The organism is Roseovarius sp. MBR-154, assembly GCF_053628595.1.
In genome coordinates this window covers 83332-97547 of the sequence record NZ_JBRJGR010000005.1, presented here as the reverse complement: position 1 = coordinate 97547, position 14216 = coordinate 83332, and the positions used below count along the sequence as shown (strand labels likewise).

General features: G+C 63.2%; 18 protein-coding genes and 1 tRNA gene. 13 read left to right on the top strand and 6 right to left on the bottom strand.

Annotated elements, in window-relative coordinates; all coding sequences use genetic code 11:
* Nucleotides 1–58: 58 nt before the first annotated feature.
* The 12 genes from ACSSV4_RS08590 (at nucleotide 59) to ACSSV4_RS08535 (ending at nucleotide 8424) form a co-directional block, all read left to right on the top strand.
* A complete protein-coding gene (locus ACSSV4_RS08590; RefSeq protein WP_454274718.1) occupies nucleotides 59–250 on the top strand; it encodes a helix-turn-helix transcriptional regulator in 192 nt (63 codons plus the stop codon).
* Nucleotides 247–402: a hypothetical protein gene (locus ACSSV4_RS08585; RefSeq protein WP_454274717.1), complete on the top strand. Its 156-nt coding sequence runs from the start codon at nucleotides 247–249 to the stop codon at nucleotides 400–402. Before ACSSV4_RS08590 ends, ACSSV4_RS08585 begins: the two co-directional genes overlap by 4 nt.
* Nucleotides 399–617: a hypothetical protein gene (locus ACSSV4_RS08580; protein ID WP_454274715.1), complete on the top strand. Its 219-nt coding sequence runs from the start codon at nucleotides 399–401 to the stop codon at nucleotides 615–617. Before ACSSV4_RS08585 ends, ACSSV4_RS08580 begins: the two co-directional genes overlap by 4 nt.
* The gene (locus ACSSV4_RS08575; RefSeq protein ID WP_454274714.1) at nucleotides 614–1411 is read left to right on the top strand and encodes a bifunctional DNA primase/polymerase; all 798 of its coding nucleotides are present in this window, start codon (nucleotides 614–616) and stop codon (nucleotides 1409–1411) included. Before ACSSV4_RS08580 ends, ACSSV4_RS08575 begins: the two co-directional genes overlap by 4 nt.
* Nucleotides 1408–2493 carry a helicase RepA family protein gene (locus tag ACSSV4_RS08570; RefSeq protein ID WP_454274712.1) on the top strand — a complete coding sequence of 362 codons (1086 nt, stop codon included), beginning with the start codon at nucleotides 1408–1410 and terminating at the stop codon, nucleotides 2491–2493. Before ACSSV4_RS08575 ends, ACSSV4_RS08570 begins: the two co-directional genes overlap by 4 nt.
* A gap of 291 nt (nucleotides 2494–2784) precedes the next feature.
* Nucleotides 2785–4317 (top strand): terminase large subunit domain-containing protein, encoded by a 1533-nt coding sequence (locus tag ACSSV4_RS08565; protein WP_454274711.1) that lies wholly within the window; start codon nucleotides 2785–2787, stop codon nucleotides 4315–4317.
* The gene (locus ACSSV4_RS08560) at nucleotides 4314–4652 is read left to right on the top strand and encodes a hypothetical protein (RefSeq protein ID WP_454274709.1); all 339 of its coding nucleotides are present in this window, start codon (nucleotides 4314–4316) and stop codon (nucleotides 4650–4652) included. Before ACSSV4_RS08565 ends, ACSSV4_RS08560 begins: the two co-directional genes overlap by 4 nt.
* The gene (locus ACSSV4_RS08555; protein ID WP_454274708.1) at nucleotides 4649–4975 is read left to right on the top strand and encodes an HNH endonuclease; all 327 of its coding nucleotides are present in this window, start codon (nucleotides 4649–4651) and stop codon (nucleotides 4973–4975) included. The genes ACSSV4_RS08560 and ACSSV4_RS08555 overlap by 4 nt, the downstream gene beginning before the upstream one ends.
* Nucleotides 4962–6218 (top strand): phage major capsid protein, encoded by a 1257-nt coding sequence (locus ACSSV4_RS08550; protein ID WP_454274706.1) that lies wholly within the window; start codon nucleotides 4962–4964, stop codon nucleotides 6216–6218. The genes ACSSV4_RS08555 and ACSSV4_RS08550 overlap by 14 nt, the downstream gene beginning before the upstream one ends.
* A 134-nt stretch (nucleotides 6219–6352) precedes the next feature.
* The gene (locus ACSSV4_RS08545; protein WP_454274705.1) at nucleotides 6353–6832 is read left to right on the top strand and encodes an HK97 family phage prohead protease; all 480 of its coding nucleotides are present in this window, start codon (nucleotides 6353–6355) and stop codon (nucleotides 6830–6832) included.
* Nucleotide 6833: 1 nt separating this feature from the next.
* Nucleotides 6834–7373, top strand: a complete 540-nt coding sequence (locus tag ACSSV4_RS08540; protein WP_454274703.1) for a hypothetical protein — start codon at nucleotides 6834–6836, stop codon at nucleotides 7371–7373.
* A gap of 1 nt (nucleotide 7374) precedes the next feature.
* Nucleotides 7375–8424: a phage portal protein gene (locus ACSSV4_RS08535; RefSeq protein ID WP_454274701.1), complete on the top strand. Its 1050-nt coding sequence runs from the start codon at nucleotides 7375–7377 to the stop codon at nucleotides 8422–8424.
* An 11-nt stretch (nucleotides 8425–8435) separates the two neighbouring features.
* Here ACSSV4_RS08535 and ACSSV4_RS08530 read toward each other — a convergent pair whose 3' ends face one another.
* The 3 genes from ACSSV4_RS08530 to ACSSV4_RS08520 form a co-directional block, all read right to left on the bottom strand.
* Nucleotides 8436–8837, bottom strand: coding sequence for a hypothetical protein (locus ACSSV4_RS08530; RefSeq protein ID WP_454274700.1), 402 nt, complete (start codon nucleotides 8835–8837; stop codon nucleotides 8436–8438).
* A 312-nt stretch (nucleotides 8838–9149) separates the two neighbouring features.
* A tRNA-Asn gene (locus ACSSV4_RS08525) sits at nucleotides 9150–9224 on the bottom strand.
* Nucleotides 9225–9400: 176 nt separating this feature from the next.
* Nucleotides 9401–10006 carry a LysE family translocator gene (locus ACSSV4_RS08520; RefSeq protein WP_454274698.1) on the bottom strand — a complete coding sequence of 202 codons (606 nt, stop codon included), beginning with the start codon at nucleotides 10004–10006 and terminating at the stop codon, nucleotides 9401–9403.
* Between the two features lie 82 nt (nucleotides 10007–10088).
* Here ACSSV4_RS08520 and ACSSV4_RS08515 point away from each other — a divergent pair, with 82 nt between their 5' ends.
* Complete coding sequence (locus tag ACSSV4_RS08515; RefSeq protein ID WP_454274697.1) at nucleotides 10089–10532, top strand: Lrp/AsnC family transcriptional regulator; 444 nt, start codon at nucleotides 10089–10091, stop codon at nucleotides 10530–10532.
* A gap of 157 nt (nucleotides 10533–10689) precedes the next feature.
* Here ACSSV4_RS08515 and ACSSV4_RS08510 read toward each other — a convergent pair whose 3' ends face one another.
* From ACSSV4_RS08510 to dut, 3 genes are read right to left on the bottom strand one after another with little or no spacing between them, the layout of a single operon-like run.
* A complete protein-coding gene (locus ACSSV4_RS08510; protein WP_454274695.1) occupies nucleotides 10690–12702 on the bottom strand; it encodes a M3 family metallopeptidase in 2013 nt (670 codons plus the stop codon).
* Nucleotides 12680–13753: a HesA/MoeB/ThiF family protein gene (locus ACSSV4_RS08505; RefSeq protein WP_454274693.1), complete on the bottom strand. Its 1074-nt coding sequence runs from the start codon at nucleotides 13751–13753 to the stop codon at nucleotides 12680–12682. The genes ACSSV4_RS08510 and ACSSV4_RS08505 overlap by 23 nt, the downstream gene beginning before the upstream one ends.
* On the bottom strand, nucleotides 13753–14208 hold the full coding sequence (gene dut, locus ACSSV4_RS08500; protein WP_454274692.1) for a dUTP diphosphatase: 456 nt from the start codon (nucleotides 14206–14208) through the stop codon (nucleotides 13753–13755). The genes ACSSV4_RS08505 and dut overlap by 1 nt, the downstream gene beginning before the upstream one ends.
* Nucleotides 14209–14216: the final 8 nt, after the last annotated feature.

Sequence of the window (14216 nt, the reverse complement as noted above, 5' to 3'; positions counted from 1 at the left end):
CATCGGCTGAAAATCCAGTCCTATTAGGGGGCCTAACCTGTTCTAACGAGGTAGGCCCATGACTTCCAAATTGCTGACGGCGGCGGCGGTGCGCGATGCACTTGGCGGCGTCTCTGATATGACCCTCTGGCGCTGGCTGAATGACCCGGCGCTGAACTTCCCCAAGCCCATTTACATCGCCCGTCGCCGCTATTGGAAAGAGGCGGACGTGTCGCAATGGCTGGACGCTCAGGCCGAGGTGGCCGCATGAGCAAAACCGACATGAAAAACGCCGGGGCAGCGGCAACTGCACCCGACGCTAACAAGTCTTTTGAAGCCGTCCAGCTTCCCCCGAAAGATAGCCCGGAATGGGCCGGTGCGCCAGCGATTATTCTGCGCCACTTCTGCGGGGTGGCGGCATGAGTAACATCACCAAATTGCCTACGGCGGCAACGTCCTACTACACGGTGCGAAAGGACGGGCGCTTTTTCGACATTGTGCTGGTGACGCCAAGTCCGGGCATGAAACTCAGAACGCGGCTCTATCGCTTCACTGACCGGACATTCGCAATCGAGCAGGGCAAGGCGATTGCCGCTAAGGCTCAACGCCCGTTCAAATTGCGCGGGGTTTCGGTATGAGCATTCCGTTCAACATCTTCCCGGTGGGGCCTGACAAGGCCCCGCTGGTGACAGGCTGGCAGGACAAGGCCACCAAAGACCCCGCGACCATCGCGCAATGGCAGGCCCAAGGCGCGCGGGCATGGGGCATCCCGACCGGCGCGCGCAACGGCTTGTTCGTGATTGACTTGGACGTTGACAAGGAAACGGGCGAACCGATTGGGCGGGATAGTCTGCTGGCAATGCCGCGCTATGCGTCCCTCTATGACCATGCCTATGTGATGACCCCCTCAGGGGGCCGTCATATCTATTGCCAGCACTTCGAGGGCGCGCGCAACAGCACGTCCAAGATCGGCCCCAAGATCGACACGCGCGGCGAAGGCGGTTACGTGGTCGCGCCCGGATCACAGGTTGCCGGTGGGTTCTATGCGGGCAGCGCCCCGCACACCTTCCCCAAGGTGCCGATGGGCCTGCGCGCGATGTTGCTGCACACACCGCCCGCGCCCGCGCGTTCCTTTGATCGGCTGACGCCCACGGGCGAGGTTGAGGAACTGTTAGCCCATATCCCGGCGGACCTGCCCTATCAGGATTGGGTTTCGATCCTGATGGCACTGCATGAGCGTTTTAGCGGGTCTGAGGAAGGGCTTGCCCTTGCTGATCGGTGGAGCGCCACGGGTGCGAAATATCGCAAGGGCGAGGTTGCCGCCAAGTGGCGCAGCTTCAAGCGTAACGGCGTATCCTGGGCGACCGTCCCGGCGCTGGCCCGTCAACACGGTGCCGACCTGTCCGACATTGCGCGGAGGTGGGCGGCATGACTGTGATTAACATGGGCGATATGCGCCGGTCCCGTGCGTCCGAGATAGAGAACCGCCTTGTGAGCCTTGGGGCAATCGAGGCGGTGTTGACCAGTAACTACATGGTCAAGGGCTGGCTGGACCGGAATTGCCTTTCGATGCTCTACGGCCCGTCCAACGCGGGCAAGACGTTCGTGGCGTTGGATATTGCCATGCACATCGCGGCGGGCCAGCCGTGGCGCGGGTTGCGCGTGAACGGCGGGCCGGTCCTCTACATCGCGGCTGAGGGTGGCGCGGGCATCCGCAACCGCCTTGCCGCGATCAAGCAAGACAAGCCCGATATGAGCGCCGCGCCGTTCACGCTGTTGCCTGTCGGGTTGGACCTGCACGGGCAAGGCGATGCTCTGGCGGTGTGCGAGATCATGCCAGATGCGGACCCGGCGCTTGTGGTTATCGACACGCTGGCCCGGTCTATGGGCACGGGCGATGAGAACACGGCAAAGGATGCGGCCATGTTCGTTCGCAACTGTGACCTGATCCGAGAGGCCACGGGCGCGCACGTCATGGTGATCCACCACACCGGCAAGGATGAGGATCGGGGCGCGCGAGGTTCCTCTGCCCTGCGGGCAGCGGTGGATAACGAGATACAGGTGACAGCCGATGGCGAAATCCTGTCCCGAAAGCAACGCGATCAAGAGCCGCCGGAGCCGCTGCATTTCAAGCTGCGGTCTGTGGTGCTGGGTGTCGATGAGGATGGCGACCCGGTGACAAGCGCGGTGGTCGATGAGGCCGAACCGCCCAAGAAAGAAGCCAAGCCGCTTAAGGGCCGTGATGAGGTGGCGTTGCAGGCGCTTCAGGATGCTCTGCGCGACCACGGCGAGACACGCACGGGCAATTTGTATCCGACCAATCGCAAGGTGGTTCACGTCCACCAATGGCGGGACGCCTGCGCCAAGCATGGTCTGGCGTCCACCAGTGATGAGGACCCCAAGAAGAAAGCCGATGCTGAGCGTAAGGCATTCACCCGCGCCAAAGACAGGCTGATGGATTTGGACGCGGTGCGCATCTTTGGCGACTATGTGTGGAGGGTGCAGGATGATTGACCTTCACCGGACGGACAGGACAAACGGCGGACAGTCCGGACTTGTCCAACGCCCAATAAGCCGGACGGACAGGACAAACCCCTATGGTTTGTCCGAAACGTCCGATGGGTTTCCCCCGTCTGCCCTGTCCCAATTCCCAATTACCCCCAGTGGGACCCAGTGGGTGCAAGTGGGTGCAACGTGGTGCCAACGTGGTCGCCAATGTGGTCCCAATGCGGTCACGATGCGGGCACGGTGCGGGCGCGGTGCGGGGTCTTGCTTTCTCTCTCCCAAAAAATCGGGGGAAAAATGATGGCTAGGGCATCCAAAGAAGCATCGGCGGCACTGCGTTTTCTTCCCAAGCTGGTGGTCCCTGAGGGCAGGTTGGCGGGCAAGCGGCTGCGGTTGGCGTCCTATCAGAAAGATTTTGTGCGGGGTGCCTTTGCCAAGGGTATCGAGGCGGGTTGCCTCAGTGTTGGCAGAGGCGCGGCGAAAACCGCCCTGTCGGCTGGCATCGCTCTGGGGCACCTCATGGGCGAGATTGCGCCCCAGCCAAAGCGCGAAATCATCTTTGCGGCGCGCAACCGCGACCAAGCCAAGACCGCTTTCGGCTTCCTTTTGGGCTTTATTGAGGGCTTGCCTGAGGATGCGCAAGAGCAATTTACGATCCGGCGCGGGTCCAAGTTGGAAGTAGAAACCGCTGAGAACGGCGGCGGTCTGGCGCGCGTCATCGCTGCGGACGGCAAGAGCATCTTGGGCGGTGCCCCGACGCTGGCAATCCTTGATGAGCGGGCCGCTTGGGAAAGAGAAAAGGGCGATGCGTTGGAAAACGCAATCCTGTCCGGTCTGGGCAAGCGGGATGGTCGCGCCCTGATTATCAGCACAAGCGCGCCGGATGATGCGAATACCTTTAGCCGGTGGTTGGATGAACCGCCCCCCGGCACGTTCGTGCAAGAGCATCGCCCGGACCCCGGCTTGCCCCCTGACGATCTGGCAAGCCTGCTGGTGGCCAATCCCGGCGCGGCTGAGGGCATTGGCCCGTCTGCGGAATGGCTGACGGCTCAGGCACGGCGGGCGATTGCGCGGGGCGGCTCTGCCCTGTCCAGTTTCCGCAACCTCAACCGGAATGAACGTGTCGCCTCTGACAATCGTTCGGTGTTGCTGACTGTCGATGAATGGCTGGCCTGCGAGGTGGCCCCCGATGATCTGCCCCCGCGTGACGGGCCGGTTGTCCTGGGGGTTGATCTGGGCGGGTCCCGGTCAATGTCTGCGGCGGCGCTTTATTGGCCAGACACGGGCCGGTTGGAATGTGTCGGGGCCTTCCCCTGCAATCCGGGCCTTGCGGATCGTGGCCAAGCTGACGGCGTGTCGCATCGCTATGTCGAAATGTCCGACCGGGGCGAACTGGTGACAATGGGCGACACGACCGTGCCAGTGGGCCGGTTCCTTGCCAGCGTTGTCGAGCGGTTAAACGGGCAGGCTCCGGCGGCAATCGCGGGTGACAGGTTCCGCCACGCTGAGTTTCTGGAAGCCTTGCGAGACGCGGGCCTTGAGCGGGTGCCGTTCATCTGGCGAGGGTTCGGATGGAAAGACGGTTCCGAGGATATTGAGCGGACTCGGCGCGCGGTTTTCGAGGGGCAGGTGCGCACGGTGCCGTCGCTATTGCTGCGGTCGGCATTCTCGGACGCGATCACGCTGGTGGACCCGGCGGGCAATCACAAATTGGCGGCTGGACGTAGCACGGGCCGGGTGGACCCCGTGGCCGCGACCGTCGTGGCCGTCGCACAAGGGCAGCGCATGAAGCGCGCGCCCGCAATCTCAGGGGGGCGCATGGCATGGGCATGATCGAAACGGCATCGCGGATTATCAAGCGGTTCGGGCAGACGGGCACATTTGAACGGGCCGGTGAACCGGGTGGAACGCCTTGGGCACCGGAACCGGGCGAACCGACATATCACACGGCAACCGTGGCCGTGGTGGACTATGAACAGGAGCACCGCGACGGGACGCTTATTCAGGCGAATGACCTGCGGGTGCTGGTGTCTGTCGAGGGCTTGGACATTGTGCCGACCTTGGCGGATCGGCTGACCATTGGCGGGGTTGAGTATTCAATTGCGAATGTCACGCCGCTGGCCCCCGATGGCATCGCACGGATGTATGATTTGCAGGTGCGCCGATGAGCCGCCGCAAGGAATACATGCGCCATAGCGCCAAGGTGTGCCGGGGTAATCGGTGGAAGTTTCTGCGCTTGCAAGCCCTAGAGCGGGATGAATGGCGGTGCGTCCAGTGCGGCACCCGCAAGGGGCTGGAATGCGACCATGTGTTGCCCGTCCGGGACCGCCCTGACTTGGCCTATTCGCTGGCCAATCTCCAAATTCTTTGCGGGTCCTGTCACGCCCGCAAGACCCGAATTGAGGTAGGCCACGCGCCCCTCAATAAGCCGCGCCAAGACTGGCGCAATCTCCTGTCGAGCATGAAAGGAAAATCAAATGCTGGCATCTAAACGTCTTGAATTGCGCCGGTCTGAAATCCGGCAGAACCTTGCCGAACTGGCAAACATCGAAACCCCGTCCGAGGATGAGGTGCGCAAGATGACCGATTTGGACGCGGAATATCGCGCCAAGGAAGTCCAATACCGCGCGGCTCTTGTCTCTGAGGATGAGGAACGCCGGGAAGCTGGGGCCGAACTGGAAACCCGCGACGGCAAGGAATATGAGGATCTGGTGTCCCGTTTCGAGGTTCGGCAAGTCCTGCTGAACATGGATACCGGGCAAGCCTTGGACGGGGCAACGGCTGAGGTGGTGCAGGAAATGCGCTCAAAGGGCCGTTTCACGGGAACGCCTATCCCGATGGAAGCCCTTGAGGTTCGGGCCGGTGAAACCGTGTCGAGCGGAACGCCAAATCCGATGAACACGCGCCCGATTGTGGACCGGCTTTTTGCCAATTCGGTGGCCACGCGCATGGGCGTGAATGTCATCAACATCGGCGTTGGCGAAACGGAATGGCCGCTTGTGACCAATGGCGCATCGGCGGGCTGGGCCGCGTCCGAGAATGCCAATGTGGCGGGGCCGTCTGCCCTGACCACGGCGGACAAGGCATTGAAGCCGGATCACACGCTTGGCGGGCACGTTCGCGTGACGCGCAAGGCGCTGGCGCAATCCGGGGCGGGTCTGGAACAGGCAATCCGGCGTGACCTGGGGAACGTGATGCGGGTTGAACTTGACCGGGCCGTGTTCCAAGGCTCTGGCGCTGATGGTGAGCCTCTGGGAATCGTCGCCGGGCAATCCACCTACGGCATCGGCACCACGGCAATCGACGCGGCGGCATCCTATGCAGCTTTCCGCGATGTGCTGACCACGTTCATCAACGCCAACGCGATCGAAGGGCCGTCCGGTGTCAAGCTGATGATCCGCCCCGAACTCTGGGCGGCGCTGGATGATGCGTTCATCACCGGCACCAGTGACACGGAATGGGACCGCCTGACCCGGCGCTTTGGCTCTGGCAATATCGTGCTGGCCACCAACGCGCTTGCCGCGCCGTCCGGTAGCCCTGAGGAAAGTGACGCGCTCTTGACCTGCAATGCCGGTATCGCGCCCGCGTTCCTTGGCGTCTGGGGCGGGATTGATCTGATCCGCGACGTTTACAGCGGCGCGCAATCGGGTGAGCTGCGCATCACGGCGCTGCAAACGGTTGACATGCAGGTGCCCCGCGCGACCGGCCTGCACGTCCTGACGGGTCTGCAATAATGCTCTGGGGCGGTGCAGAAGGCGGGCTTGAATTGCGCCGCCAAGGTGGGGGTGCCCGGTTGTCCGGGCGCTTCCCCTATAACCGTCGCGCGGTCCTGTCAGATGGTGGCAGGACCGGGCGACCCCGCAAGGAAGTGATTGCATCCCGCGCGTTTGCCTATCGGGTGGACCGGCCTGAGGAAGATATTCACCTCTTGCTTGGCCATTCCTATGATCGGCCCCTTGCATCGCGCAAGGCCGGGACGCTGGAAATCACGGACGGCGATGATGCTCTCACATTCGAGGCGGACATAACGCCAGAGATTGCGGACACGTCGCACGGGCGGGATGCGTTGGCGATGATCGGCGCTGGCCTTGCCATTGGGCTTTCGCCGGGGTTCCGGTTGCCGCCCAAGCGGGCGGTGCCTGAGCCTGAGATGATCGAGGATGAGGGCCACGACCCTGAGAACGGGGCGCATAACGCAATCATCCGAACGGTGCTGGCGGCGTTGCTCTACGAACTGAGCATTGTGACCCGTCCGGCCTATGACGAGGCGCAAGTTGAAGCCCGGTCATGGGTTCGGCCACCTCAGGCGCGTGTGTTCCTTCCATCCCGCAATCGGTGGAGGGCCTGACATGACGGTTGATATTCTCAAGCAATTCGAGGCGGTCCCGGTGGCGTATCCTGATGCGCCTTCGGGCCTGTCGCCAGACGCGGCGGCGCTTGATGCTGACATGATCTGGGCGCGCATCGAGGACTATTGCGCGCATCGGTGGACCCCGCGCGAGGTGGTCTGGACCCTGTTAGGGGATGGTGGCGACCAATGGCACCCGCCCTTGACCCCGGTGGTGTCCCGTGAGGGGCATGTGTGGCGCGAGGAATGGGTTGCCTTGAGCCTGCTAGACGGGCCGCTTGGCATCATCTTGCCCCATGACGGCACGTTCAAGATCACGGCTCAGGTGGGCGGCGGCGACGTGCCTGCGCCTGTCTTGGCGGCGTTCGCGCGGTTGGCCGAATACAGCGCCGATACCGATGAACGTGCCGGGGCAACCGACTATTCGGTGAACCTTGGCGGGGCAATTCAGGAAAGTTACCGGCGCTATCCGTCATGGCTGGCGCGGGCGATGCAATACAGCGGCGCGGCGGACCTGTTGCGCCCATATCGGAGGGCTTGAAATGTGGCCATTCAAACGAAAACAGCCTGAGACTGAAACCCGCGCGGCGGATACCGGATACACGGCGATGATGATGGCCAGCCGGGCCGAATACATCACCGGCACCACGGGCGCGGCGGAACTCACAAGCGCGGTGCAGTCATGCGTGTCCTTCTGGGAAGCGGGCTTTGCGATGGCGGATGTAGAGGGCACGACGCTGGTAACACGTCGCCTGCGGGCCGTCATGGCGCGGCAACTGGCCTTGCGCGGGGAATCAGTGTTCTACATCACCGATGATGTGATGGTGCCCGTGAGCGATTGGGACCTGCAAACCCGGCTAGGCCGTCCGACCGCTTACCGCCTGACTCTGCCCGATATTGGCGGGGGGCAGACGATCACGGCACTTGCGGGTGAGGTGGTGCATGTTGTCACCGGGGCAGACGCGCGGCAACCGTGGGCCGGAACTCCCCCGCTGCACCGCTCTGGCCTGTCTGCGGGTCTGCTGCAAACGATGGAAACGCTCTTGTCAGACGTGTATCGGGATGCGCCCATTGGCTCCGGCGTGGTGCCCATGCCCGAAAGCAAAGAAGCCGATTTGCAGGACATTGCGCGCGGCTTCAAAGGGGCACGGGGCAAGATGCTGGTGCGGGAAAGTGTCAGTGTCCAAGCCGCTGGTGGCCCCCAGCCCAATGCCGATTGGAAGCCCCAGGACCTAACGCCTGATTTGCAAAAGACGGATGCTCTGGGGGCGCATGGGGCGGCGCGTGATGCGATCCTTTGCGCCTTTGGCGTGTTGCCTGCCATGCTGGCGCGCAACGCCCAAGGGCCGCTTGTGCGCGAGGGGCAGCGCCAATTAGCAACTTGGACCCTGCAACCGTTGGCAGCGATCGTATCGGAGGAACTGACGGAGAAGCTGGGCCAGCCGGTGCAGATGGATACCCTCAGGCCGCTACAGGCTTACGACGCCGGGGGCCGCGCCCGTGCGGCGGCTGGTGTGGTGCAGGCGTTGGCAATGGCCAAAGAGGCGGGGGTTGATGCTGATACCGCGATGAAGCTGGTAGGGTGGGACTGATGGACTGTGGCTTATTCTAGAAAAGACACGCTGTCGGTTCGAAACATGCCGCTTTCAGGATCGCCGGTCATGGTAATCTGAAACCGTGTTCGGACAGTTCCGCCAAATGCGTTTTGCGCGTCAACAAAGCTTACCATTTGCCATTGGCAATCCCCAACTCGCCGAATAGACACCCCTTCTTCACGAAGGCCCGCAAAATCGGCTGTTGATGGGGCTCTTAGTCCGGCCTCAATCACGGGGTGGCTGCGAATACGAGCCTCCAACATCGCCTTTTGTGAATCGGTGCAAACCCGTTGATTCTGTTCGGCTTCGCGGGCGGCGATCTCTTCTGGCGATGGCTCAGGCGCGAAAAAAAACCACCAGCCTATTCCGACCCATGTTAGTGCCCCTAAGACAGTCAAAAAATTTTTCATCAAAAAGTCCGTAAGTTTGTGGCTGCGCGCAGCAAGTTAACCGAGAGCGATCTTTTGAAGCAAGGGTCAAGCACGACGCGGATGGGTGAGGAACACTAGCCGATCTCTGTTGCCCCGCGTCCCAAAAAGACAAAGGGCTTGGCGGAGATCGACCCGGCGGGGTTGGTGCGAGTTAGACGCAATGCCGAGGCGGCATAAAAGCAACACGATTCCCATGACGACAATCCGTTACCCCAGATGTTACCCCAAGCCAAAATCCACCAAGTCCGCTTGCGGCGGCTTAAGCTAAACTGTTGCTTTCTTGAGGATTTTTGGCTCCGGCGGTAGGGATCGAACCTACGACCAATTGATTAACAGTCAACTGCTCTACCGCTGAGCTACGCCGGAACACGCTCCGCGCTATAGCAATCCGGCTTGGGAAGGTCCAGAGGGTTTGTGACAAAAACTTTGTCTCATTCAAAAGATCAGCACCGTTCCTTGCACCCCCGGGTTCAGGTCGGCGCGGATGTCAGCTCGCTCTTGCAAGATCGCCCGTGGCGCGTGGGCTTGCGGGCCCCGCATGATCAGCCCGCAGGCCAGAGAACCGGCACGAGCGTAGCCACCAGCAGCCCCGCCATGATCCGGTTGAACAGTCGCAGTCGCGCGGGGCTTTTCAGCAGGCGTCGCACCTGTTGTCCCAGCACTGTCCAGCTTGTCGTGCTGATCGCCGACATCGCCACATAGACCCCTGCGACCCACAGCACCGCCGCCAGATCGCGCCCCGTGGCGTAAAGCGTGATCGCCGAGAGCGCCATGCTCCACGCCTTGGGGTTGACCCACTGGAATGCCGCCGATTGCAGGAAGGTGAGCGGCTTGCCCTCCGCCTGCTCCGTCGCCGCTCTGGGCGGTGCGGCACGGGCAATCTTCCAGGCGAGCCAAAGCAGATAGGCCACGGACACGGCCTTGAGCAGCGTGTAGCTGAGCGGCCAGAGGTCAAAGACCCGCATCACCCCCAACCCCACGAAAAACACCATCAGCGGAAAGCCCAGCCCGATCCCCAGCATATGCGGGATCGTCCGCACAAAGCCGAAATTCGTCCCCGAGGCCATCAGCATCAGGTTATTGGGCCCCGGCGTAATGACCGTGACGAGGGCAAAGGTGGCGAGGGCGGCAAGAAGATCTGGTGTCATGCCTGCAACCTTATGCGATCATCGGCGCATTTGAATTGCGTTTTGTTGTGATTTATTTTGATCTGTGCAATCAATGATCTTCATGGATCAAGTCAGCGAACGTATATTGCAAGAGCTGACGCGCAACGGGCGGATCAGCAATCTCGACCTCGCCGACCGGGTGGGCCTCTCGCCCTCGGCCTGCCTGCGCCGGGTGCAGAATCTCGAACGGCGCGGCGTCATCGCGGGGTATCGCGCGGTGCTTGATCGCGCAGCCCTCGGGTTCGGCTTCACCGCCTATATCACCGTCGGCCTCAACAGCCACACCAAGTCTAGCCAGGAGGCTTTCGAGCGCGCCATGACCCGCGCGCCCGAAGTGGTGGAATGCCACAATACCACCGGTGCGGTGGAATATCTGCTGCGCGTCGAGGTGGCCGACCTGCCCGCCTACAAGAGCTTTCACACCGAGGTGCTCGGTACCCTGCCGCAGGTCAACGCGATCACCTCCTATGTCGTGATGGGTTCGCCAAAGGACGCACGCGGCTGATCCCGAAAAATGAAAGGGGGCCGTTGGTTCGGCCCCTCGATCATTCCTGCCGTCGTTAGCCGTTTGATCCGCTCGGGATGCGGGTTACCCCAAGATATAGTGGGGCCAAGGGCGAGCCGTCAACAAGAAGTGATTCGCGAGCCGTGATTCTGGCATCTCAGGCCGCCAAACCCCGCCCGCGCAAGAGCGCCTCGACCCCCGGCAGCCGCCCGCGGAACGCGGTATAGAGCTCAGCCGGGTCCGACGAGCCACCTTGCGACAGGATATGCTGCTCCAGCGCCCGCGCCTGCGCGGCATCGAACGCACCGCCAGCCTCCTCGAAGGCGGCGAAGGCATCGGCATCCATCACCTCGGACCACATGTAGCTGTAATAGCCGCTGGAATAGCCGTCGCCGGAGAACACATGCGCGAAATGCGGGCTTGCATGGCGCATGGTGATGCAATGGGGTAGCCCCAACCGATCCAGCACATCGCGCTGCGCCGCCATCAGATCGTCAGGCGGTGCGCCTTCGTGAAAGGCGAGATCGACCAGGGCCGAGGCCACGTATTCCACGGTCTGGAATCCCATGTCGTAGGTCGTCGCCTTGAGCAGTCGATCCAGCATCTCGGGCGGCATCGGCTCGCCGGTCTCGACATGGGTGGCATAGCGTTCCAGCACCTCCGGCACCTCCAGCCAATGCTCATAAAGCTGGCTCGGCAGTTCCACGAAATCGCGCGCCACGGATGTGCCCGACAGGCTCTCATAGCTCACATCCGACAGCAGGTGATGCAAGGCATGGCCGAATTCATGGAACAGCGTGCGCGCGTCATCATAGCTGAGCAATGCCGGATCGCCCTTGGCAAAATTGCACACGTTGATCACCACCGGCCCTTGCACATTTGGCAGTTTGGCCTGACCGCGCATCGACGAGCACCACGCCCCCGAGCGCTTGGAGCCGCGCGCGAAGTAATCTCCGATGAAGACCGCCACATGTCGGCCCTCGCGCGTCACCTCCCACGCCCGGCAATCGGGGTGGTAGAGCGGAATGTCCAGCGGCGTGAACTCCAGCCCGAACAGCCGGTTGGCACAGCCGAACGCCGCCGCGATCATCGCGTCGAGCGAGAGATAGGGCTTGAGCGCCGCCTCATCCAGATCATGCTCCGCCTGCCGCCGCTTCTCGGAATAATAGCGCCAGTCCCAGGGCTCCAGATCGCCGTTGATCCCGTCGGCGCGCATCATCGCGGTGAGCTTGTCCGCATCTGCCTCGGCCTGTGTCTTGGCCGGCTCCCAGACCGCCATAAGCAAATCGCGCACGGCCTCCGGCGTCTTGGCCATCTCGGTTTCCAGCTTGTAGGCGGCAAAGCTCTCGTAGCCCAGAAGCGCGGAGCGCTCGGCCCGCAGCCGCAATATTTCCTCGGCAATGGCGCGGTTGTCGGTCTCGCCGCCCATGGCCCCGCGCGCGATCCAAGCCTCAAAAGCTTTGCGGCGCAGGTCGCGCCGCGATGAGAATTGCATGAACGGCACGATCAGCGAGCGCGACAGCGTGATGACGGGGCCAGCCGCCCCCTTCTCCTGCCCCGCCGCGCGGGCAGAGCGGATCACGAACTCCGGCAACCCCTCCAGGTCGGCCTCGGAGAGCTCCATATGCCAGCCTGCCTCATCCGCAAGCAGGTTCTGCGTAAACGCCGTGCCCAGCTCCGCCAGCCGCGCCATGATCGCGCGCATGCGTTTGTCTTGCTCACCGGTCAGCGCCGCACCCGCCCGACGAAACGCGCGATGCGTCAGCATCAACAGGCGCTGCTGCTCTGGCGTCAGGTCGAGTGTCTCGCGCGCCTGCCAGACCGCCTCGACCCGTGCAAACAGCTGTTTGTTGCCATAAAGCTCCGAGGAATAGGCCGCCAGCTTCGGGCCAAAGTCGCGCTGCAATTCCTGCCGCTTGGGGTTGCTGTCCGCGCCCGCCACGGTGAAGAACACCGACAGCACCTTGTCGAGCGCCTTGCCCGACGCTTCCAGCGCCTCGATCGTGTTGGCGAAGGTCGGCACGTCGGGACTCTCGGCAATCACTGTCACCTCTGCCCGCGCCTTGTCCATCGCGACGTCAAACGCGGGGGCAAAATCCTCGTCCGAAATCGCGTCGAACGGGGCAAGGGCAAAGGGCGTGTCCCACTCAGCCAGCAACGGGTTGGTCATGTCTCTCTCCTTTGTCGCCGCAGATCGGGCAATCCGTCCGGCGGTTGAGCGCGATCTTGCGGCTCTCGCCATAAAGCGCGTCGTAGATCAGCATCTCGCCGCGCAGGGCCTGCCCTGCCCCGGTGATCAGTTTCACCGCCTCGGCGGCCATCATCGCCCCCACGACGCCGGGCAGCGGGCCAAGAACCCCGGCCTCGGCACAGGACGGCGCAAGCCCCGGCGCGGGGGCTTCGGGAAAGATGCATTGGTAGCAGGGCGCGCCGCGCGCCGGGTCGAACACGCTCAACTGCCCCTCCCATTGCGACAGCGCCCCGGAAATCAGCGGCTTGGCCATCGCCACGGCGGCGGCATTGGCCAGATAGCGGGTCTCGAAATTGTCGGTGCCGTCGAGGATCATATCATACTCGGCAAAGAGAACCTCGGCGATCTCCGCGCTCAGCCGCTGCTGGTAGGGGCGCACCAGCACCTGCGGGTTCTGCGCCTGCATCGCCGCCATGGCCGATTGCACTTTTGGTAAACCGATATCGGCATCACGGTGGATAACTTGCCTCTGCAGGTTCGAATTGTCCACCTCGTCATCGTCGATCACGCCAATGGTGCCCACCCCCGCGGCGGCGAGATACAACAGAACCGGAGAGCCGAGGCCCCCTGCCCCGATCACCAGCACCCGCGCCTGCTTGAGCGCCTTCTGTCCCGGCCCGCCGATCTCGCGCAGCACGATATGGCGGGCATAGCGGCTCAGTTCGGTCTCGGTGAAGAGTGGCTTGGCGCTGTTGTCCACCTCAGCCTCACGCGCCCCAGCCCGTGTCCGCAAGCTGCGCAGCGCAGCGCGATAGACCAGCACCAGCGCCGCAGCGCCCCCGATCATCAGCCACAGCGCCGCGCTCTCGCCGGTAGCCAGCCGGACGGGATGGCCCGAAGGTAGCACCAGATGCGCCACCGTGACGCCGACCCACAGCCCCGCGATCATCCCCCAGCGCAGCCGCCGGGGCGTGCCCATCGCCGCCCCGATGCCCCAGAGCACCGCCGCCATCACCCCAACCAGCAGCATCAGCGCACCCCTGTGGAGCCAAAGCCACCGGCGCCACGCGCCGTCTCATCCAGGCTCTCGACCACCTCGAACCGTGCCTGCGCCACCGGGGCCACGACCATCTGCGCGATCCGCGCGCCATGCTCGATCTCGAACGGCTCCTGCCCCGCGTTCATCACGATTACCCCCAGGGGGCCTCGATAATCGCTGTCGATGGTGCCGGGGCTGTTGGGCAGGGTTATCCCGTATTTCAGCGCCAGTCCCGAACGGGGCCGCAATTGCACCTCGTATCCCACAGGCACCATCAACCGCAGCCCGGTCGGCACCAGAGCCCGCGCCCCCGGCTCCAGCATCACCACGCCGCGATCGGGGAAATTCGCGCGCAGGTCGGCCCCCGCCGCCCCCGCTGTCTCATAGGCGGGCAGGCCCAAGGACCGATCCGCCTCCTCCTCCCATTGAAACGCGACGGTCAGCATGGACGGCC